Source organism: Cyclonatronum sp. (assembly GCF_022565315.1).
In the GTDB taxonomy this organism is placed as follows: domain Bacteria; phylum Bacteroidota; class Rhodothermia; order Balneolales; family Cyclonatronaceae; genus Cyclonatronum.
Genome location: NZ_JAIUMX010000007.1, coordinates 34,095 through 53,585 on the forward strand (window position 1 = coordinate 34,095; position 19,491 = coordinate 53,585).

General features: G+C 49.1%; 19 protein-coding genes. 13 read left to right on the plus strand and 6 right to left on the minus strand.

Going from position 1 to position 19,491, the window contains the following annotated elements; translation table 11 throughout:
* Position 1 precedes the first annotated feature (1 nt).
* The 6 genes from truB to LAT75_RS02670 all read left to right on the plus strand — a co-directional run bounded on the left by truB (position 2) and on the right by LAT75_RS02670 (position 7,414).
* A complete protein-coding gene (truB, locus tag LAT75_RS02645) occupies positions 2 to 772 on the plus strand; it encodes a tRNA pseudouridine(55) synthase TruB (protein ID WP_291481072.1) in 771 nt (256 codons plus the stop codon).
* Positions 750 to 1,691 (plus strand): bifunctional riboflavin kinase/FAD synthetase, encoded by a 942-nt coding sequence (locus LAT75_RS02650; RefSeq protein ID WP_291481073.1) that lies wholly within the window; start codon positions 750 to 752, stop codon positions 1,689 to 1,691. The genes truB and LAT75_RS02650 overlap by 23 nt, the downstream gene beginning before the upstream one ends.
* Positions 1,692 to 1,755: 64 nt before the next feature.
* Positions 1,756 to 2,025, plus strand: a complete 270-nt coding sequence (rpsO, locus tag LAT75_RS02655) for a 30S ribosomal protein S15 (RefSeq protein ID WP_291481074.1) — start codon at positions 1,756 to 1,758, stop codon at positions 2,023 to 2,025.
* 334 nt (positions 2,026 to 2,359) lie between these two features.
* Positions 2,360 to 4,462: a polyribonucleotide nucleotidyltransferase gene (pnp, locus tag LAT75_RS02660; RefSeq protein WP_291481075.1), complete on the plus strand. Its 2,103-nt coding sequence runs from the start codon at positions 2,360 to 2,362 to the stop codon at positions 4,460 to 4,462.
* Between the two features lie 199 nt (positions 4,463 to 4,661).
* The gene (locus LAT75_RS02665; protein WP_291481076.1) at positions 4,662 to 5,909 is read left to right on the plus strand and encodes a pitrilysin family protein; all 1,248 of its coding nucleotides are present in this window, start codon (positions 4,662 to 4,664) and stop codon (positions 5,907 to 5,909) included.
* Entirely contained in the window at positions 5,906 to 7,414 is a 1,509-nt protein-coding gene (locus LAT75_RS02670) for an asparagine--tRNA ligase (protein ID WP_291481077.1), read from the plus strand. Before LAT75_RS02665 ends, LAT75_RS02670 begins: the two co-directional genes overlap by 4 nt.
* Here LAT75_RS02670 and LAT75_RS02675 read toward each other — a convergent pair.
* The gene (locus LAT75_RS02675) at positions 7,404 to 7,610 is read right to left on the minus strand and encodes a hypothetical protein (protein WP_291481078.1); all 207 of its coding nucleotides are present in this window, start codon (positions 7,608 to 7,610) and stop codon (positions 7,404 to 7,406) included. The genes LAT75_RS02670 and LAT75_RS02675 overlap by 11 nt on opposite strands.
* 39 nt (positions 7,611 to 7,649) lie before the next feature.
* Between LAT75_RS02675 and holA the strand changes: the two genes are divergently transcribed.
* Positions 7,650 to 8,735 carry a DNA polymerase III subunit delta gene (gene holA / locus LAT75_RS02680; protein ID WP_291481079.1) on the plus strand — a complete coding sequence of 362 codons (1,086 nt, stop codon included), beginning with the start codon at positions 7,650 to 7,652 and terminating at the stop codon, positions 8,733 to 8,735.
* An 81-nt stretch (positions 8,736 to 8,816) separates the two neighbouring features.
* Positions 8,817 to 9,452, plus strand: coding sequence for a sigma-70 family RNA polymerase sigma factor (locus LAT75_RS02685; protein WP_291481080.1), 636 nt, complete (start codon positions 8,817 to 8,819; stop codon positions 9,450 to 9,452).
* 55 nt (positions 9,453 to 9,507) lie between these two features.
* On the opposite strand, the gene LAT75_RS02690 is transcribed toward LAT75_RS02685, so the two are convergent.
* The 4 genes from LAT75_RS02690 to LAT75_RS02705 form a co-directional block, all read right to left on the minus strand.
* On the minus strand, positions 9,508 to 10,992 hold the full coding sequence (locus LAT75_RS02690; RefSeq protein ID WP_291481081.1) for an OstA-like protein: 1,485 nt from the start codon (positions 10,990 to 10,992) through the stop codon (positions 9,508 to 9,510).
* A complete protein-coding gene (gene lptC / locus LAT75_RS02695; protein WP_291481082.1) occupies positions 10,985 to 11,497 on the minus strand; it encodes an LPS export ABC transporter periplasmic protein LptC in 513 nt (170 codons plus the stop codon). Before lptC ends, LAT75_RS02690 begins: the two co-directional genes overlap by 8 nt.
* Positions 11,498 to 11,590: 93 nt before the next feature.
* Entirely contained in the window at positions 11,591 to 12,229 is a 639-nt protein-coding gene (gene upp, locus LAT75_RS02700) for a uracil phosphoribosyltransferase (protein WP_291481083.1), read from the minus strand.
* The gene (locus LAT75_RS02705) at positions 12,229 to 13,884 is read right to left on the minus strand and encodes a sodium:alanine symporter family protein (RefSeq protein ID WP_291481084.1); all 1,656 of its coding nucleotides are present in this window, start codon (positions 13,882 to 13,884) and stop codon (positions 12,229 to 12,231) included. The genes upp and LAT75_RS02705 overlap by 1 nt, the downstream gene beginning before the upstream one ends.
* A 234-nt stretch (positions 13,885 to 14,118) precedes the next feature.
* On the opposite strand from LAT75_RS02705, the gene LAT75_RS02710 reads away from it, so the two are divergent.
* Positions 14,119 to 14,412 (plus strand): HU family DNA-binding protein, encoded by a 294-nt coding sequence (locus LAT75_RS02710; RefSeq protein ID WP_291481085.1) that lies wholly within the window; start codon positions 14,119 to 14,121, stop codon positions 14,410 to 14,412.
* A gap of 77 nt (positions 14,413 to 14,489) precedes the next feature.
* On the plus strand, positions 14,490 to 15,242 hold the full coding sequence (locus LAT75_RS02715; RefSeq protein ID WP_291481086.1) for a hypothetical protein: 753 nt from the start codon (positions 14,490 to 14,492) through the stop codon (positions 15,240 to 15,242).
* 257 nt (positions 15,243 to 15,499) lie between these two features.
* On the opposite strand, the gene LAT75_RS02720 is transcribed toward LAT75_RS02715, so the two are convergent.
* Complete coding sequence (locus LAT75_RS02720; RefSeq protein ID WP_291481087.1) at positions 15,500 to 16,123, minus strand: hypothetical protein; 624 nt, start codon at positions 16,121 to 16,123, stop codon at positions 15,500 to 15,502.
* Positions 16,124 to 16,230: 107 nt separating this feature from the next.
* Here LAT75_RS02720 and LAT75_RS02725 point away from each other — a divergent pair, with 107 nt between their 5' ends.
* The 3 genes from LAT75_RS02725 to aroB are packed head-to-tail and all read left to right on the plus strand — an operon-like array spanning position 16,231 to position 19,477.
* Positions 16,231 to 17,829: an NFACT RNA binding domain-containing protein gene (locus LAT75_RS02725; RefSeq protein ID WP_291481088.1), complete on the plus strand. Its 1,599-nt coding sequence runs from the start codon at positions 16,231 to 16,233 to the stop codon at positions 17,827 to 17,829.
* Between the two features lie 3 nt (positions 17,830 to 17,832).
* Positions 17,833 to 18,399, plus strand: a complete 567-nt coding sequence (locus LAT75_RS02730) for a shikimate kinase (RefSeq protein WP_291481089.1) — start codon at positions 17,833 to 17,835, stop codon at positions 18,397 to 18,399.
* Positions 18,371 to 19,477, plus strand: coding sequence for a 3-dehydroquinate synthase (gene aroB / locus LAT75_RS02735; protein ID WP_291481090.1), 1,107 nt, complete (start codon positions 18,371 to 18,373; stop codon positions 19,475 to 19,477). The genes LAT75_RS02730 and aroB overlap by 29 nt, the downstream gene beginning before the upstream one ends.
* The last annotated feature ends 14 nt before the right edge of the window (positions 19,478 to 19,491 follow it).

Below are 19,491 nucleotides of genomic sequence, written 5' to 3' on the forward strand. Positions count from 1 at the left end.
TATGCCGGCTAAATCGCCGCCCGAACCCGGCAGTTTTTTTCATGCTGACCGGCACACAGCTGATGAGCAGCTGCTCGATCATGATTACACTGCCGGTGCTGTGATTCTGCTCGACAAACCTGGCGGGTGGAGCAGTTTTCGGCTCGTAGGGCTTACGAGACGGCTCATTGGCATCAAAAAAGTTGGTCATGCCGGAACCCTCGACCCCATGGCTACCGGTCTGCTGGTGCTGTGCACCGGGAAGGCTACAAAGTCTGTTTCGGCTGTTCAGGATGGCATTAAGGTTTATGAGGCAAGGGTTCAGTTCGGCGCCTCAACACCCAGTTATGATGCTGAAACCGAGCCGGATGCCACATCTTCTTTTAGCCATATCACCCATCATGCTGTGGCAGCAAAGCTGAAAGAGTGTTTTACCGGTGAAATTCAGCAAGTGCCGCCCATGTATTCGGCTATTAAAATAAAAGGGCAGCGGCTGTACAAATTAGCCCGAAAAGGACTGGAAGTAGAAAGAAGCCTGCGTACCGTTGTAATTCATAAAATTGAACTGAGCAGCTATGATGCCTCTGCAGGAGAAGCTGAACTGGAAATTACCTGCAGTAAAGGCACTTACATTCGGAGCCTTGCCCACGATTTGGGGCTGGCTCTCGGCAGCCGCGCCCACCTTACGGCCCTCAGACGAACCCAAATAGGCCCATATTCGGTTGAACGGGCATTAACTGCAACAGAACTCGTATCTCGTTTCAAAGCTGATGACGTCATTGACTTATCTTAACGATGCCACCCATCACCCCCAAACCGCGATAACAGTCGGTACTTTCGACGGGGTACACCTCGGGCACCGTACCCTCATTGAAAAGCTCGTAACTAAGGCGCGGGAAATAAACGGCAGGAGCGTACTCGTTACGTTCAATCCCCACCCGCGGGAAGTGCTGCACGGCGGGCACAACACTGTAGGCCTGCTCACAACACTGGAAGAAAGAGCCGAAATACTGCAGCAACTCGGGGTTGATGCCATGGTTGTGATTCCGTTTGACCGGGATTTCTCCCTGCTCAGTTCTCAGGATTTCATCCAAAAAATTCTTTTCAGTAAAATCGGAATCGCTGAATTTATCATCGGGTACGACCATCAGTTCGGTAAAAATCGTGAAGGCACCATCCAAACAGTAAAGGAACTTTCCGGAACGCTTGGCTATAACGTACACCTAATTCAGGCCCATGAAGTTGCCCACCATACGGTAAGTTCAACGCTAATCCGTAAGGCACTTGTGGAAAAGGGGGATGTGCGCCTTGCCCGCACCATGCTTGGCAGGCCGTATCCGCTGAGCGGTATGGTTGTGCATGGCGATAAAAAGGGCCGGATACTGGGCTTTCCTACAGCTAACCTCAAAATTGAAGAAACCCGGAAAGTTATCCCTCAAAAGGGGGTGTATGCGGTAGAAGTGCTGCTCGACGATCAGGTTTATAAGGGCATGCTCAATATTGGCGTAAGACCAACAGTCACGAGTTCGGCAGAACTTCGAATTGAAGTCAATATCTTCGGTTTCACAAGTGATATATACGGGCGGCAGCTTCGGGTTCGCTTTTATGATAAAATACGGGAAGAAAAAAAATTTGAAGGACTTGATGCCCTTCGGGCACAGCTGCATCAGGATAAAGCAGATTGCATACAACTGTTTAAAGCGCTATATTAACAGGCTTAACAGTTAAAGTTTCTACTTTAGCATGATATTAATCTAAAGCGGATACATTCATTTTATGAACGTCTCACAAGAAGAAAAAAAAGCTATTTTTGAGAAATACGGCAAAAATGGCGAAGATACAGGTTCCGTAGAAGGTCAGATTGCGCTCTTTACCGAGCGGATTAACCGCCTTACCGGTCACCTTAAAATACATAAGAAAGATCACTCAACCCGTCTTGGTCTTCTTAAATTAGTTGGTAAGCGTCGTCGCTTGCTCAACTACCTGATGAAAAAAGATATTGAAGGCTACCGCACGCTCATTCAGCAGCTCGGTATTCGTAAGTAAGCTTTTCGTTTCTCCAAAAAGGCACGGTAACCCCGTGCCTTTTTTGTAGCACAGGCTGTTCTTTTTTAATTGATGCCCTAATGCCACGATGCGCCGTTGCGGATTTAACAAGCCCGCGCACCCGCTGTACTAAACCACAGTTGCTGCGCTTGCCTCTTGAATCCGCCTGCGCCATGTAGTACCGGGCTTCATAGAAAAACTGCCTTTTGTGCTGCACAAGCCAACCGCTGCAAGTGCACAATCAGGTGTGCTGCAGTATCATTACCGGAAGCCGGAGCTGTGAAAAAGCATTCACAGTAAGCCGTTTCCAGCAGTTAAACGCAGTTAAAATATAATGAAAGCAGATTTCAGATCAGTAGAATTCGCTCCGGGTAAAACCCTGAGCATCGAAACCGGCCGCCTTGCAAAACAGGCGCACGGTAGTGTTGTTGCCCGCCTGGGTGACACCATGGTACTCGCAACCGCCGTTGTTGCACAGGATGCGCGCCCCGGCCAGCCCTTTTTTCCGCTCACCGTGGAGTTCCGCGAGAGCTACGCCGCCGGAGGCAAGTTTCCCGGTGGCTTCATCAAGCGTGAAGGTCGTCCTTCAGAGAAGGAAATCCTTTCCGCACGCCTAATCGACCGTACCATCCGTCCGCTTTTCCCGGATGGATTCATGAACGAAACCCAGGTAATTTGCCAGGTGATTTCGTCTGACGGTCAGAATGATGCCGATGTTATTGCGCCCGTTGCAGCATCCTGCGCGCTTCACCTTTCAGACGCTCCTTTTGCCGGGCCTATGGCGCAGGTTCGTATCGGCCGCGTTTTTGGTGAATTCATCGTTAACCCAACCGTTGATGAGCTCGCAACAGCAGACCTCGACCTCACCGTTGGCGGTCTGAAAGACAGTATCGTAATGGTCGAAGGCGAAATGCACGAAGTTTCTGAGGAAGACATGCTCGAAGCTATTCAGATCGCTCACGAAGCAATTAAGAAACTCTGCGCTTTCCAGGAAGAGATCCGCGCTGAGTTCGGTAAAGAAAAGCGTGAGGTTTCTATTCCCAAGCCGGAAGAAACCCTCGTTGAAAAAGTACAAGCACTCGTTGGTGATCGTTTTTACACAGCTTCAAAAGCACAGCTCGGTAAAAAAGCTTATTCTGAAGCCAACAAGGCTATTTACGATGAAGTAAAAGCCGCGCTTGCCGAAGAATTTCCCGAGCAGGAGCAGGATATCGACAAGATTTGTCACGACATTCAGCAGGATGCTATACGCACCATGATGCTTAAAGACCGCGTTCGCATCGACGGCCGCGAAGCCGATACCATCCGCGATATCTGGACCGAAGTCGGCTATCTGCCCCGTACACACGGTTCGGCCATATTCACCCGCGGTGAAACACAGGCCCTCGTAACCGTAACTCTCGGTACCAAGCGCGACGAGCAGTCAGTTGATACGCTCTTCAACACCAACTCCAAGCGCTTCATGCTTGATTACAATTTCCCGCCCTTCTGTACCGGAGAGGCTAAAATGCTGCGCGGTGTTAGCCGTCGCGAAATCGGACACGGAAATCTGGCCGAGCGCGCCCTCAAAATTATGGCGCCTTCCGCCGAAGAGTTCGGCTACACCGTTCGTGTTGTAAGCGACATTCTTGAGAGCAATGGCTCTTCATCTATGGCCTCCGTTTGCGGCGGTTCTATGGCGCTGATGGATGCCGGTGTGCCAATGAAGAAGCCTGTTGCCGGTATCGCTATGGGCCTTTGTATGGGTGCCGACGGCGATTACATCGTTCTCTCCGACATCTCTGGTGAAGAAGATCACTTCGGTGATATGGACTTCAAAATTACCGGTACGTCTGAAGGCGTAACTGCGTGTCAGATGGATATCAAAGTGCAGGGTATTACGCCGGAAGTGATGCTCGAGGCCCTCAAACAGGCCAAAGCCGGCCGCCTCCACATTCTCGAACGCATGGCTGAAAGCATCTCAACACCGCGTCAGAGCATTTCTAAATATGCACCAAGCTTCACCCGTTACGAAGTGGATACCGACATGATTGGTGCCATCATCGGGCCGGGCGGTAAAGTGATTCAGGCCATTCAGAAAGAAACCGGCACCGAAATCATGATCGAAGAAGTGGACAACAAAGGCATCGTGACAATCGCAGCCGATTCCGCTGAAAAAGCAGAAGCTGCCCTCGCGCGTATCAAAGCAATTGCCGGTAAACCTGAAGAAGGCGAAATTTATGAAGGTACCGTCCGCTCCATTAAAGAGTACGGCGCTTTTGTGGAAATCATGCCGGGCAAAGACGGCCTGCTCCACATCTCTGAAATCTCTCACGAGCGTATCCGCAACGTGGAAGATGTGCTCACTGAAGGTCAGAAAATTCAGGTTAAACTTGTGCGCGTGGAAGCCGGCGGCAAACTCCGCCTTTCCATGAAAGCCCTGCTTGACAACAACTAAACCTGAGCAGCCAACTTAACGGCTGCGCACCGTGCGAACGGTAGCAGCCTTTGCTTTACTTTTAAAAGCGCCGTTGATGTGTTCAACCGGCGCTTTTATTTTTTGCTCTTTTTTTCGGGTGAAGGCATCACGCCCCTATGCGGGCAGCTGGTTTAACATCTCCTCTCAAAGGCCAATAATTATTATTTATCAGGAATTTATGAAACGCTATCCACAGGATGATATTCAAAAAACGACGCTGCCTAACGGCCTGCGAATCGTAACCGAAACCATAGATTCGGTGCGCAGCCTCTCATGTGGCGTTTGGGTGAAAACCGGCAGCCGGCACGAAACTGACCGGCAGGCGGGCATCACCCATTTTCTGGAGCACATGCTGTTTAAAGGCACCGAAAACCGCAGCGCCTTCGACATCGTGCAGACGATGGAGTCGGTTGGGGGTTTCCTGAATGCCTTCACTTCGCTTGAGCACACCTGCTACTACAGCCGCTGCCTCGATTCCGAGAAGGAGCGGGCCATAGATGTACTTTCCGATATGGTGCTGCGCTCAACTTTCCCCCCCGAAGAAATCGAAAAAGAAAAAAAGGTGATTATCGAAGAAATGAAGATGTACCGGGATTCACCCGAAGATTACATCTTCGAAATCTTCAACGGCCTGATGTTCGAAAACCATCCGCTCGGGCGGCCGATTCTTGGCTATGAACACACCGTAAATTCATTCGCTCAGGATGCCCTGAGTGCCTACCTTGCGCAGCGCTACAACCCGGCAAACACCGTGCTTTCTGTAGCCGGCAACGTAACCCATCAGGAAATCGTGGATCTGGCACTGCGCTACTTTACGGTCGATTCATCACCCTACGTTCCTGTGGAAGACCTGCCGCTCAGTACCTTTGTGAAGCAGCACAAGCGCGTAAGCCGTGCCATTGAGCAGACGCACCTGGTGCTGGGCCGCCGCTCGCTGGGTATCAACCATCCGAACCGTTACGAACTGCTGCTCGCCAATACGCTGCTGAGCGGCGGAATGAGTTCACGCCTGAATCAGAACATCCGTGAGAAGTACGGCTACTGCTACTCAGTTTCTTCTTTTAATCAGGCCTATCACGATACCGGACTTTTTGGTGTGTATGCCGGAACCGATGAAAGCTATGCCGAACACGTTCAGGAGCTTATTTATCAGGAACTTGGCCGTCTTGGCAGTGAAATCGTACCGGAAAAAGAGCTGATGGAAGCCAAGTCGCAGCTGAAAGGAAAACTCCTGCTCGGGCAGGAAAATATGAGCAACCGTATGACCCGCCTCGCAAAGAGCGAGCTTTATTTCGACCGCTACATCTCGCTTGATGAGCTTGTGGAACATATCGACGCGGTAACTTCCGAAGAGATTCGTAACTTCGCCGTTGATTTTTTCAATCCGGAATTTTTCACCGAAACGATTTTAGTACCTGAATCATGACAGCTGAAAACACGACCTATATAAGCGGACTGCATCAGTTTGAAGACCAAACGGCTACCCTGCAGGGTTGGGTGCAGAACATCCGCAGCAGTAAATCTCTCATTTTTGTAATCATGCGGGATGGCTCCGGCCTTTGCCAGTGCATCGTATCAAAAGATGATGTGCCCGAAAAGGTATGGGATAAGGCAGGGCAGCTCACTCAGGAGTCTTCGCTACGTATTAAGGGCATGGTAAAAAAAGACGACCGCAGTGCTGGTGGTTATGAAATGCACGTACGCGACCTTGATATTATTCAGATCGCCCGGGATTATCCCATCACTCCCAAAGAGCACGGCGTTGAGTTCCTGATGGAAAACCGGCACCTGTGGCTTCGCAGTCAGCGCCAGTGGGCTGCTATGCGGGTTCGGAACCGCATTATTTTTGCCGTTCATGAATTTTTTCAGCAGCAGGGTTTTGTACAGATGGATGCCCCCATCTTTACAGGTAATGCTGCTGAGGGCACAACCAACCTGTTCGAAACCGATTACTTCGATCAGAAAGCCTACCTGAGTCAGTCAGGGCAGCTGTACGGGGAAGCCATGGCACTGGCACACGGCAAGATATACACCTTCGGCCCGACCTTCCGGGCGGAAAAGAGCAAGACCCGCCGGCACCTCACCGAGTTCTGGATGATTGAACCCGAGATGGCGTTCTACGACCTCAAATTGAACATGGACCTTGCCGAAGATATGGTTGTGTTTATAGTGGAGCGGGTTCTGCTCGACTGCCGCAGCGAGCTGGAAACCCTCGGCCGGGATGTAAGCAAGCTGGAGCAAGTGAAGAAACCTTTTCCGCGTATCACCTACACCGAAGCTGTTGAGCTGCTTTCCGGCGAGAAGACCAAAAACCTGCTCGATACTATGGAGCGCGATAATACCGCGGCACTCCAGGCAATTAGTACTGAAATACCGCAGCTGGAAGCAGAGCACGGCAAAGCCAAAAAAGGAAGAAAATTCCAGATCGACCGCCGCCTGAAAGAATTGCGTGCACAGCGCGAAGAAGCCGAAGAAAACCTGAGAAACCTGCCGGTATGGCGTAAATCGGCCCTTGAAACCAAATGGGGTGATGATTTCGGCGGCAGCGACGAAACCCTGCTTACGATGCACTTCGACCGCCCGATTATGGTACACGGCTATCCAGCTGAAATCAAGGCTTTTTACATGAAGCGCGACCCTAACGACGACCGTGTGGCACTCGGTGTGGATGTACTCGCACCGGAAGGCTACGGCGAAATGATTGGCGGGGCACAGCGGGAAGACGACCTCGAAACCCTGCGTGCGCGGATTAAAGAGCACGATCTGGATGAAAGTGTATTCGACTGGTACCTGGACCTCCGCCGATTCGGTACGGTGCCTCACAGCGGCTTTGGTTTGGGCCTGGAACGCACCGTAGCCTGGATCTGCGGTCTTAGCCATGTTCGTGAAACCATCCCGTTTCCGCGTATGCTCGGCCGTCTTACACCTTAAAGCCATCAGGGCTACGAAACCTTCCCCCGGTAAAAACCCGTCCGCTAATGACTTTTGCGGACGGGTTTTTGTATTTTAAGGGCTTCCAAAGTTTGAGGCTTTCTGCATCGCCCTGCATAAAAAAAGAAAAAGCCGGAATGATTTGGTATTTTTGATAAATATCTGGCACCGGAAAGAACCGGGAGCCCGTCATCATCCCATCAAAAAAGATTTGCCGGAAAACGCTTATTAATATATGGCCAAACGAAGCAACAAAGCCGAACCGCAGCAGGAATTCGAGCGCATTATGCGGGACCTTGAAGCCGGAAAGTTCAAACCTGTTTATTTTTTGTGCGGGGATGAACCCTTATATATTGATGAACTGCAGCAGAAAATCATTGAAATGATACCGCCTGAAAGCCAATCGTTTGATTACGAGCTGCTTTATGGCAATGATGTTGATCCGTCGCGTATCTTGGATTCAGCCAAAAGTTACGCCTTCAGCGGCGGCCGGCGCTTTGTAATTGTTCGTGAGTTCATGAAATGCACTGAGCGAAAGGTGTTGGCTGATAATACGACCCAAAAACCGGAAGCAGGCCTGGAAATCTTCATCCCGTATTTCAGCCGCCCGCTGGAATCAACGGTGCTTGTACTGATTGATAGTCAGAAGCCTGCGGGGAATACGCGTTTTGGCAAAGCGCTGAGCCAGTCTGAGCATTGTGAGTTTTTTGTTTCGTCGGCACCTTCAGAAAAAGTAGTACTCGACTGGATTGTGGAGCGGGCTCAGAAAAAATTTGGTAAACAAATTGAGCATGAGGCCGTGCTTTATTTGTATAGTCTTGTAGGCAATAGGCTACATGAACTGTCTAAAGAATTGGAAAAAATAAACGATTATGCGGGCAGGCGAACGGTCTTAACCAGGAAAGATGTAAAAGAAGTAGTTAAGATTTCACGTGAATACACGGCTTTTGAGCTTGCAAACGCACTTTCTGCACGGGATACAAAACTCACCCTTTACATTGCGGAACGTTTATTGCAGAATAAAGACACGGACACAGGTGAGATTTTCAGAATGATGTCGCTGATTTACGGAAACTTCACGATTATGTGGAGTTTTCTGAAATATTCGGCTAAGGGCATGAGCCCGTCAGAAATTGCAGTAAAGCTGAAAGTGAATGAATGGCGGCTAAAATTTCTGGCAAAGGATGCATCAAAATACAGGCCTGAAGAAATGCCGCTTATTTTTGAGGCCATTTTAGATGCCGATCGTGCAGTGAAAGGGTACAGCAAGCTTGACCCCAAAGCCGTTTTTATTTTGATGCTTAGGCGTATTCTTACCTGAGTCCGTGTTAACTAAAACCGGCAATCCGGGCTGTTCAGGAAGGTTAACTTCCGGCGGCTCCTCCTCAGGTAAGGTCATTTTATGGATGATGAACAATTCCGGACAAGGGAAAATCATTTTGAAGGACTGACAGACGAGCAGGTGATGCGCTGCTTTCAGGGTGGCAGTGATGAGGCGTTCAGCGAGTTGATGAAGCGATATGAGAGCCGCCTGTATCTTTACTTATTTCGCTACACCAGGCATCAGCAGGATACAGAGGATATTGTTCAGGAAACTTTTCTGAGGGTGTACAGCAGCCGCAACAGCTACGAAGAAATTGCGCGCTTTTCCACATGGCTTTACACGATAGCGGGTAACCTGATGCGTACCCGTTTCAGAAAACAGAAACGGCATCATGCTGTTTCCATAGATCAGGACCCGGACGACCCCGAAACCATTGTGACAGTACAGTTGCCCGATGAAAGCCCGCTGCCTGACGAACAGACCGGTAATGCGCTGATGCTGCGCGTAATTTCAGATGCTGTGAAGCAGCTGCCTTCTGAGTACCGTGAGCTGCTTGAAATGCGTGAGTACCACCATCTGAGCTATGAAGAAATTTCGAAGGCGGTGAATCTGCCTCTTGGCACGGTAAAAAGCCGCCTAAACCGCGGCCGCCTTCGGCTGCAGAAACTGCTTGCGGCTTATGTTGTGCATGAAAGTGCTTTTGCTGCTGCTTAGCCTGAGGGTTGAGCCGGGCTGGTGATTTGCCTTTTTTCTCTGTGATAAACTGAACTCAGGGTGATTCCGTCCCGGTTTCTCGTTCCCTCAAAAAATCGAGATAGCGCTGTGGCAGCGGGAAGAAGGGCTCTTCACTGATGGGGGGGAGGGATGGGAAGAGCCAGGTTTCAGGCTTATCAGGCCGCAGCTGCAGCTCGTACTGAAAACCTTCAAGACGAATGCTTTCCGGGTTTTGTATCTCCGGAATGTAACGCCCCTCTATGGTTCGGAAATATTTTAGGCTGTCGATGCCAGCCTCGCTGAAAAACATCAGTAACCGCTCTGCCGAGATCTGAATAGCAAATTCGGGCCGGTCGTTTTCATCCCGTTCGTGAATGATCATTTCTGCGTTCGGTTCAACACGCATTTGTGAGATTTCCCCCTCATCAAAATAAATCCAAAGGGAATCACCGAGAATCTGATTGAATCTTCCGGTGATGCTGTCGGGGGTTACAGCTATGGGTTTGGGGAAGGCGAACAGGTAGTCGATTTCGTCATCAGCAAGCTGAATATCAATCACTTCACCAGACAGCTGAAGGTCGCGCTGCCACAGCCTGGCTGCACCGGTGAGGCGGAAAAGACCTGAATTATCATCATAGGTCGATTCATCAGAAAGGGAGGCGTAACGCTCAGCCCAGATGCGCACGTTCTCAAAACCGTTCACGATATTGACGGTATCCCGGTTGATAACTTCGATGCGGTTTGCCGTTAGGTAGGTAGTGTCGGTTTCAGCTTCATTCACCCGCTGCAGGCGGGCATCGCCCCGAAGTTCACGGAAACCGGTACTGTCGCTCTGGCTGAAACGGCCCCGCATGCGTGTACGCTCCGTAAAATCTTCGAGGAAAACATTGCCCCGCAACTGATAAAAATCAGCTGAACGCACCGCATAAAGGGTGTCTGATTCCGCATATTGTGTGGAATCGGCAAGCTGAACGTTTCCGTAAAACGCAGCACTGTCCGGCAGGCTGAAATAAAATCCACGGCTTGCCTGTAGTGTACCGGCTTGGTCAACCAAACGGATTCGCTGCGGAAACTCAGCGATTTCAAATAGGAAGTTGTAGATCATTTCATGACTGAAAAGCCTTGCAGTACGGCCTTCAACCACAACACGCCCCCGAAAATGGCTCATATCGTTCAGGGTATTGTACCGGAGGCTGTCTGACCAAATGGTCTGATTATCGGTCCTGATCTGAATATTTCCGAAGGCGTCGATGAAATTCCGGTCCAGGTACTGGTACACGCTGTCAGCTTTGATATGCAGCTCGTCGGTCTCCATTTCTACATTACCCCGCAGGATGCGTACCCTGCCTAATTCCGTAGTTTCGCCGCGCAGGCTTTCTGTAAACAGCAGGCGTACTTGTGTTTGCGCAACGGCCTCGCCGCCAGCCGGCCAAAGCTGCGCCGATACCGATAGCAGGATCAGCAGCATTAATCTGAGCCTGAGCCTGCTGAGGTGATGCAGGGCTATATATTGACCGGTGATGGCGTTTGCTTTAATCATTGATGCGGAATTGCCCGGTTACGCGGTTCAGGCGGTACTGGGTGAGGTCCTGATCGCCCACGAGTCCGTAACCGGTAATGCTGTCTTCAGGTGTGGTGATAATTACGAAACCGTTGGAGGTAAAACGGCTTCCGATTTCATCCCAGGTGAGCTGCTCGGTGCGAAGGCGGCGCTGTTCGCCGGTATGCACATCCACATCACCAATAAATTCAAACAGATACTGCCGGCTCAGAAAGCTCGCCTGATTGGCAGTTATATGAGTTTCGACATGCCCGAGGGAATCAAATACAGTGATTTCAACAGGAGGCCCGAACAAATCGGTGCGATTGAGGTTGGCACTTTCGCGGGTTACGCCCCGGGGAGCGGTTGCCGACACCCTAACCCGATTGCCGGCTATAATTTCGATGTGCGGGTTATTGCTTTCGGTCATGCCCGCAAGGGTATCAGCGAGCGGGTTGGGCGGTCGGTCTCTGTGCTGATCTGCATCACTGCAAGACTGCATCATAAAAGAAAAGGCTATTAGCCCTGTAATTAGGGCAAATAGCCTGAAGGTAATGCGGCAGTGTTGTGCCAAAGCTGTCATGAAAAGAAATGTGGGTCAGGTCGTGCCAAAAATCCGGTCACCCGCATCCCCGAGCCCGGGAACAATAAATTTGTTCTCATTGAGGCGCTCGTCGAGGGCGGCAGTGATAACGGCCACATCGGGGAAATGTTTCTGCACTTCGGCTACGCCTTCAGGTGCGGCAATGAGGCAGATAAAGCGGATTTCACGGGCCCCTTTCGATTTCAGAAACCCAATGGCATCGCAGGCGCTGCCACCGGTTGCAAGCATGGGATCAATTACAAGCACCAGTGCGTTCTCTATGCCATCAGGCACGTTCACGTAGTAATCGACCGGTTTTTTGGTAACTTCATCGCGGTACATACCAAGATGACCAACGCGTGCATCGGGCACAAAGGTTGTGATGGCATCAACCAGGCCGAGCCCTGCCCGCAAAATCGGAATTACAACGATGTTGGTATCGAGCTTGTAGCCGGTCGTTTTTTGGATGGGCGTTTCTACCTCGAAGCTGCTCAGCCCGATATTATTGAGCGCGTGATAGGCAAGGATGGTTGAGATACGCGAAAGTGCCAGCCGGAAATTGGCTGTATCGGTGCGTTTATCACGCAGGATGGTGAGATCCCGCGCGATAACCGGATGCTTGATTTCAGTAAAATTCTGAGGATTTGGCTTCATTAATCTTCGCCTTCTTCGTCCATTTTTTTGAAGTAGGTGTTGGTGAGTTTAACAACAACGCCGCTGAGCGCAAACAGTGCAATCAGGTTGGGGATTGTCATAAGGCCCAGGGCAATATCCCCAAGCCGCCACACCAGTTCAAGTGCAATAACGGCACCTACAAAGTTCATAAATACATAGAAAATCCGGAAAGGCAGGATGGCGCCATCCCCGAAAAGATACTGCGCGCCACGGTCGCCATAGTAACTCCAGCTAATGGAGGTGGAAATGGCAAATAAAAGCACGCAGATGGTAACCAGCAGGCTGCCCCAGGGCATAATGGGCTCGAGGCCGATCTGAAATGCGCGTGCGGTAAGTGAAGCACCGTTATCGATTGCGTTCCCGAATAATCTTGCCATTTGCTCGCCTGTAGCTGTTGTGGCGGTGAGTGTGCTCAGGTTAATTTCACCAGTGAAAGGCACCTGCTGTGCGGCATCTACAAAGAGCGTGTCAACACTGAACCGGAACCGCTGTACGAGTACATCGCTTGCCGGCAGGCCTTCCTCAAACAAAATAAGTTGGGGCAGCTCAGTGCCTGCCTGCGGAGAATTCTGTACCCATCCAAAGCTCGTATTGCCTTCAGAAAGCGAAATGGATTCAGGGTGCTTGGTATCCCAGGCACCGGTGGTGATGATTACGAGGCCCGTCATGGTGCAGACAATCAGGGTGTCGATGAAAGGTTCGAGCAGAGCTACAACGCCTTCGCGAACGGGCTCATCGGTTTTTGCAGCGGCATGCGCAATAGGTGCAGAACCCTGACCGGCTTCATTTGAAAACAATCCGCGCTTAACACCCCACACCAGGGTAGTCATGATTGCGCCCGAGCCTACGCCGAATGCGCCTGCAACGGGGTCAAAAGCAGAAGTAACAATCAAATAGAGGGAAGGCAGTACCTGATCGTAATTAAGAATCAGAATAACAAGTGCACCAAGCACATACAGAACTGCCATAAGAGGAGTGAGGCGGGAAGTTACATAGCCGATGCGTTTAATTCCGCCAATAATTACAACGCCTACTATACTTGCGGTTATAAAGCCTGTTACCACGACCGGAACAGAAAACGAGCTTGACATTACATCAGCAACCGAGTTTGCCTGAATGGCATTGCCTGTGAAAAAAGAACAGATAACCGTAAAACCGGCAAAAGCCATAGCCATCCATTTCCAGTTGCCACCGAGCCCTTTTTCAATATAATACATAGGGCCGCCCGAAACGGAACCGTCGGCGTTTTTGGTGCGGTAATGTACCGCCAGGGTACATTCAGCATACTTAACGGCCATACCGAGCAGCGCGGTAACCCACATCCATACGAGCGCACCCGGCCCGCCAAAATGGATGGCAAGCGCAACACCGGCAATATTACCGATTCCAACCGTAGCGCTAAGAGCAGTGCTAAGGGCCTGGAAATGATTAACATCGCCCTCATCGTTAGGATCATCGTATTGCCCGGTTACAACTTTGAAACCGTGTTTCAGCTTTCTTAGCTGTATAAAACCGAGCCGTGCAGTAATAAAAATGCCAAAGCCCAATAAAAGTATAACCATCATCGGGAAGACACTTGGTGTATCCCAAACGATTTTTTCAAGAACGTCAACAATTGACTCAAAGAATTCCATGCGGCGTAGTTAGTTAATTGACGGGATGCTTTTGAAACGAATTTAAGAGTATAAGGCATTTTTGATAAACATGAATAACCCAAATTCAGGATTTCCCGACAAAAGACTGAATCAAAAACCATTCTGAGTGAACTATAGCGGGAGCATTAAAGTTATATGCTTTATTCCCGTTAAATTGGCCTTGAGTGTCATTCCTAACAATATTATCAGTACCCACAACCAAACGTTTATATCATGACTAAAGCTGACATTGTTGATATCATTACAGAGTCAACCGGTATCTCCAAAGCAGAAACAGAAGCCGTAGTTAACGGATTTCTGGACACAGTAATAGCTTCTCTTAAAGAAGGAAAAAATATAGAATTACGCGGTTTCGGCAGTTTTAAAGTTGTGAAGCGTGCGCAGCGCGTTGCCCGTAATCCTAAAACCAATGAAGAAGTGATAGTACCTGAGCAGTACGTGCCCGTGCTGAAGGTTTCCAAAGAATTTAAGCGTGAAGTTAGCGGCAATATGCGTGTACCAGGCTGAGATTCACCCGCTGTTCATGTTTTTGGCTTAATTTGATGATTTCTGTCAGAAACCATCATAAAACATCCAAATTAATTATGTACCGCTGGTATCTTTTGTTCTTCCTGATTGCAATAGCCGGTTTATCGGTAATTATAGCCTTTGATATGCGGTCTAAAGACCAGCAGCAACAGGAAACCGGGCAATCAACGGTTCATCACGGAGAAGGCTTCGGGCAAACAAGCGAAACTTATTTCGAGTTTCACGGTGATGTTGATGTAAGCAACCCCGAGGCAATTGCCGCACGCGTAGCTCAGATCGAGCAGCGCCTTTCTGAGATCGAACCGCTTTCCAGAAGCGCAGTACCATTTTACGGGGAACTCATGCTGCTCCATCAGCGTGTCGGCAGGCTTGATGGTGCCGCGCAGGCCAGCCGTCATATTGCCATGATTGTTAATGACCCTCAGGATTGGTGGAATGCAGCCATGCTTAATTACAACTGGGCCGAAACTATTTCCGATACTGATCTCAGAAATCATTTTCTTTCCCTCGCTCAGGATTGTTTCGAAGAAGCACTGGCCCTCACTCAGAACGCTGAGCTGCTTACCGATTATGCGGTCGCGCTTGTTTCTATGAATCGCGATGATTACGCCCTATCTAAACTTGAGGCTGCCATAACCAATCATGAGCCCTATTACCGTGCTTTTTTAGCTATGGGCATGATTTTGTATCATCATGATAGGATTGATGAAAGTATTTCTTATCTTAGTCGTTCTATTGAAATAGCCGAAACGGAAGATGAAATCAAGCAGGTTCGTTCGGCTATCGCAGAAACGACCTTAAATATTTAACATCAAAACTTATTTACCGATGCCAAGCGGAAAAAAAAGAAAAAGAGCTAAAATTGCGAAGCATAAGCGCAAAAAGCGTCTGCGCAAAAACAGACATAAGAAAAAGTAAGCTTCCGTAAAGGGCTCTCCGAGTTTTCGAAAAAAATCACAGGTCCACCAACCATCTGTGATTTTTTTTTGGAATTATTTCAGCAAAAAGCCCCGCGATACACATATCGTACAGGGCTTTTTTTATTTTAGCATAAGGATGTGCGTATTCAGGCGGCCACAGGTCTTGTTTTTCGGGCTAAATCCAAAACAAGCGAGCTTTTTCGGAGGATGTTATCGAGTTTGATGCTCACCTCATCATGAACCTCCGAAAGATTTTTTGCATCTCGGAAGGAATACTGATGGTACAGCAGTAAAGCCATTGCAGAGATATACTTGCCGTGCTGATCACCGTCAACCTCAATATGCCAGCGGTGAAGCAGTTTGCCGGTTTGAAGCATAAAGGCCATTTCCTGATTCAGTGAGTTCATCCACGAGCTTGCATAGCTGATTCTCGCATCGGCATCTCCGTTCGGAGGCAAATCGATGATTTGCTGTTCATCAAAATGCCAGGCTGTTTCGATATCAATGGTTACCGGCACTTTGCTGGAAAGCAGATCTCTTTTTTTTAGCAGCGGATGTTTGGCCATACCTTCTAATTGATTTGCAAGTTTGGCTTCCCGAAAGCTATCCCAATCCAGATTTACAGTGATCTCACGAACCCCGCAACCCGCATCTGCAGGCTCAAGGGCAAGCTCAAGACCAGCCGCATTTATTGTAGGATCATTCCAGACACGAAATTTTGACGGGTTGATGTTTCTTCTGCCAAGTTCTGTTTCAATTTTCTTTATCATTGACTTAAAAATTGGGTACTTCATATCATATAGCCGAAGGATTTTAATTTGAATGTTGGGTTAAGAAATTTAAGCCAGAAGCGCTTCTACACTTAGTATTTATTTCAATGAACACGTATTACTCTTTAAGATATTTAGCTTCTGAGTTAAATGCAATGCTCTCTGAGGCAGTGTTTGCGCAGGCTGTTACGAGCCGCAAAAATGAGATCGGCTTGTTTTTCTCCGGCCCGGAACAGGAGCTTAAATTAATGGTATCAACGGATCCGCAGCGAACCGCTGTATTTACTGACCCACGGGTTTCTGTTAAAAAATCTAACTCAGCTTCTTTCTTTTCATCCCTCGCAGGCTACACCGTTAAGAAAATTCATATTGCAGAATCTGACCGATTTATTTTTATTCGTTTTCAGGATTCTGAGATATTTCTTACCCTCAAAATGTTTGGAAATGATCCCAATATTTTTTTGACCGACGGTGATAAAATTATTGAAGCTTTCAAAAATCCTTCCCGTTATACCGGTGCAAATCTGCCTTTGCCGCAGTCACTTAAGGCACCTTTACTCTCAGAAGCCAAAGGCGGTTTTAAGCGCAAAATTCAGCAGGCCTGGCCGCAGCTCCCGCGTGTTTTTTTGGATGAACTTATTGCTTTTCATAAGCTTGATGAACTCCCGCCTGATCAGGCTGACGAACTCCTAAGCAGCATTCATTTACAACTGACGCACAGCCCCGAGCCCCGCATTCTGCATGACGGCCGATTTTCACTTTTTTCTGCAGCGAACTTTCCAGTTGACGGAGCTGAAACTTTTACTGACATCAACACGGCGGTTCGCGTAGCCTTTTTTTCTGAAAGACGGGAAAATGTTTTTGCAAAGGAACTTCTGCTGCTGCAAAAACGCATTGAAAAACTCCGTGCACGGTACGAATCGGCCCTGCAGGATGCCGATAACGCCAGAAAAAGCATTGAAAAGGCTGAATTTTACGAACAGACGGGCAATATTCTGATGGCACATGCGCACGAAGCCTTGCCGGCTTCGGAGGAAATCGAGCTGGAAGATTTTTATCAGGCAGGAACAAAGCGCCGTATTAAGCTCGATCCGCGCCTCGGTATTGCAGGCAACGCTGCCCGATATTTTGAACTCCGAAAAAAAGCTGAACGGGCCTTCGAAACGGCAGCTGAGTATGCGGAAATGATCGAAGGCCGTTTTTCACAGCTTCGTGAAATCGAAGAAAAATTACAGCATGTAACCGACCTGAGGGCGCTTGATGCCCTGAAAGCCGAATACAGCAGCCATGAATTATTTCGGAAAAAACAGTTGCCCGGTGCGGAGAGCGTAAGGCCCTATAAGTTTGGCCGAATCGGGAAGTATGAGGTCTGGATTGGCAAAAATGCAAAAAGCAACGATCTGATTATGCGGGATTCCCATAAGGAAGATATCTGGATGCACGCCAAAGGCGTTGCCGGTTCACATGTAATCATTCGTATGAACCGCGCACAGACCGAGCCGGATGTGTCTCAGCTTGAAAAAGCGGCCGGGTGGGCAGCCTGGTTTTCCAAAGCCAAAGGCAGCGCTTTCACTCCGGTAATCAAAACCAGGCGTAAATTTGTGCGCAAACAAAAACAAGGACCGGCAGGCGCTGTGCTGATTGACAGAGAAGAAGTACTCATAGTGCCGCCCGTTCAGCCCCGGGCTGATGAACTCGAGGATTAACCGATGAATGCTTACTTCCCGAAAATGATCACCCTTTGTGGTATGATGGGCTGCGGTAAATCAGCTCACGGGCGGCAGCTTGCAAAGCAGCTTGGCCGCCCTTTTCTGGACCTTGATCAGGAAATAGAGCGGGTTTTTGGCAAAGCTGTTCACGCAATATTTGCACAGAACGGTGAAGCCGCTTTCCGCGCTGCTGAGCGGGAAATTCTCGCAAAGCTGCTGTTCAGTGAATCTGCCGTTATTGCGCTTGGAGGAGGCGCGCTTCAGGATGAAAGTAATGCCCGCTTTATACGCGAAAACAGCATTTTATGCTTTATTGATGCTCCGTTTGATAGTATTTTAGACAGGGTGCAGCGCAATACAAGAAGGCCGCTATTGCTTAATGAAAACGGAACACTCAAAACCGAAGAGGAAATACGTAACATACTGCTGTCACTCGATCAAAAACGACGGCCCTTATACGAAACTGCACAGATTCATTTCAGGCCTCATCCTAACGCAAAGGTATGGGCTTCAGTAAAAAAGTTAATACAACAGATTGATGCACACAGCCGAAAAACAGAAAATTAGCGTAAAAGAAGCCATTGATTATCAGGTTGTTACGGCTGATGAGCCGTGGGAAGAACTTGCGGAAATTATCCGCTCAATCAATACACAGCAGGCTGTATTTTTTGTCGATGAAAATGTGTTCCGCCTCCAGGATGCATTCATCGCCCGGCTTGAAAGCCTGGTGAAGCGCCCGATACTGGCACGCGTGCCTGCCGGTGAACAAAGCAAAAGTGTGCAGAACTGGGCCTCCCTGGTTGATTTTTGTCTGGAACAGGGCATCGACCGGCAAACTCCGCTTGTGGCTGTGGGCGGTGGCGTTACGGGTGATCTTGCGGGTTTTGTGGCTGCTTCTGTGCTGCGCGGCCTCCCGCTCATTCACATCCCGACTACCATCCTTGCCATTGTTGACAGCTCCATTGGGGGCAAAACCGGCGTTAATCATTCAGTTGGTAAAAACCTGGTCGGCGCTTTTTATCAGCCCCGGGCGGTCGTTTCTTTCCTCAAGGTGCTCGATACCCTGCCCGACAGCGAATTTATTAGCGGTTTTGCAGAAGTTCTGAAGTATGGCGCCATTGAAGATACCGGCATTCTTGCGCTCCTTAACGGGCGGAGTATTTTAAGCCTGCGTAAAGACCCTCAGCTTTTGAAAGAAATTGTACAGCGGTGTATTAAAGTGAAAGCAAGGGTCGTTAGTGAAGACACCAAAGAAGCAGGCCTGCGCATGATTCTTAACTACGGACATACCTTCGGCCATGCCCTCGAAAAAGTTGCGGGCTACGGCTGTATCTCACATGGTCAGGCTGTATTCGCCGGCATGGTAGCTGCCGGTGTTATGGCGCAAAAGTTAGGCGCACGTATCGACAACAGCTTAATTGATCAGCATGCAGCGGCTTTTGTTACACGAGGCTTTTTCGATCACTTTTCCATTGAAGACCTCAATAAAGCCATGCAGTCTGATAAAAAAGTGAGCCGCGCCACAGTACGCTTTATTCTATTGCACGAATATGGCAGACCTTATCTGCACCCTGTTAACGATGCTGAATTTATTACATCAGTTTGGGAAGAAAGCTTCCAAAAAATGAATCAGCTTAGCAGCTGAATGACCTCTAATTC

Excerpts from the sequence above, each read along its gene's own strand:
- truB (WP_291481072.1), top strand. The coding sequence starts at position 2 with ATGCCGGCTAAATCGCCGCCCGAACCCGGCAGTTTTTTTCATGCTGAC.
- LAT75_RS02650 (WP_291481073.1), top strand. The coding sequence starts at position 750 with ATGACGTCATTGACTTATCTTAACGATGCCACCCATCACCCCCAAACC.
- rpsO (WP_291481074.1), top strand. The coding sequence starts at position 1,756 with ATGAACGTCTCACAAGAAGAAAAAAAAGCTATTTTTGAGAAATACGGC.
- pnp (WP_291481075.1), top strand. The coding sequence starts at position 2,360 with ATGAAAGCAGATTTCAGATCAGTAGAATTCGCTCCGGGTAAAACCCTG.
- LAT75_RS02665 (WP_291481076.1), top strand. The coding sequence starts at position 4,662 with ATGAAACGCTATCCACAGGATGATATTCAAAAAACGACGCTGCCTAAC.
- LAT75_RS02670 (WP_291481077.1), top strand. The coding sequence starts at position 5,906 with ATGACAGCTGAAAACACGACCTATATAAGCGGACTGCATCAGTTTGAA.
- LAT75_RS02675 (WP_291481078.1), bottom strand. The coding sequence starts at position 7,610 with ATGATGACGGGCTCCCGGTTCTTTCCGGTGCCAGATATTTATCAAAAA.
- holA (WP_291481079.1), top strand. The coding sequence starts at position 7,650 with ATGGCCAAACGAAGCAACAAAGCCGAACCGCAGCAGGAATTCGAGCGC.
- LAT75_RS02685 (WP_291481080.1), top strand. The coding sequence starts at position 8,817 with ATGGATGATGAACAATTCCGGACAAGGGAAAATCATTTTGAAGGACTG.
- LAT75_RS02690 (WP_291481081.1), bottom strand. The coding sequence starts at position 10,992 with ATGATTAAAGCAAACGCCATCACCGGTCAATATATAGCCCTGCATCAC.
- lptC (WP_291481082.1), bottom strand. The coding sequence starts at position 11,497 with ATGATGCAGTCTTGCAGTGATGCAGATCAGCACAGAGACCGACCGCCC.
- upp (WP_291481083.1), bottom strand. The coding sequence starts at position 12,229 with ATGAAGCCAAATCCTCAGAATTTTACTGAAATCAAGCATCCGGTTATC.
- LAT75_RS02705 (WP_291481084.1), bottom strand. The coding sequence starts at position 13,884 with ATGGAATTCTTTGAGTCAATTGTTGACGTTCTTGAAAAAATCGTTTGG.
- LAT75_RS02710 (WP_291481085.1), top strand. The coding sequence starts at position 14,119 with ATGACTAAAGCTGACATTGTTGATATCATTACAGAGTCAACCGGTATC.
- LAT75_RS02715 (WP_291481086.1), top strand. The coding sequence starts at position 14,490 with ATGTACCGCTGGTATCTTTTGTTCTTCCTGATTGCAATAGCCGGTTTA.
- LAT75_RS02720 (WP_291481087.1), bottom strand. The coding sequence starts at position 16,123 with ATGATAAAGAAAATTGAAACAGAACTTGGCAGAAGAAACATCAACCCG.
- LAT75_RS02725 (WP_291481088.1), top strand. The coding sequence starts at position 16,231 with ATGAACACGTATTACTCTTTAAGATATTTAGCTTCTGAGTTAAATGCA.
- LAT75_RS02730 (WP_291481089.1), top strand. The coding sequence starts at position 17,833 with ATGAATGCTTACTTCCCGAAAATGATCACCCTTTGTGGTATGATGGGC.
- aroB (WP_291481090.1), top strand. The coding sequence starts at position 18,371 with ATGCACACAGCCGAAAAACAGAAAATTAGCGTAAAAGAAGCCATTGAT.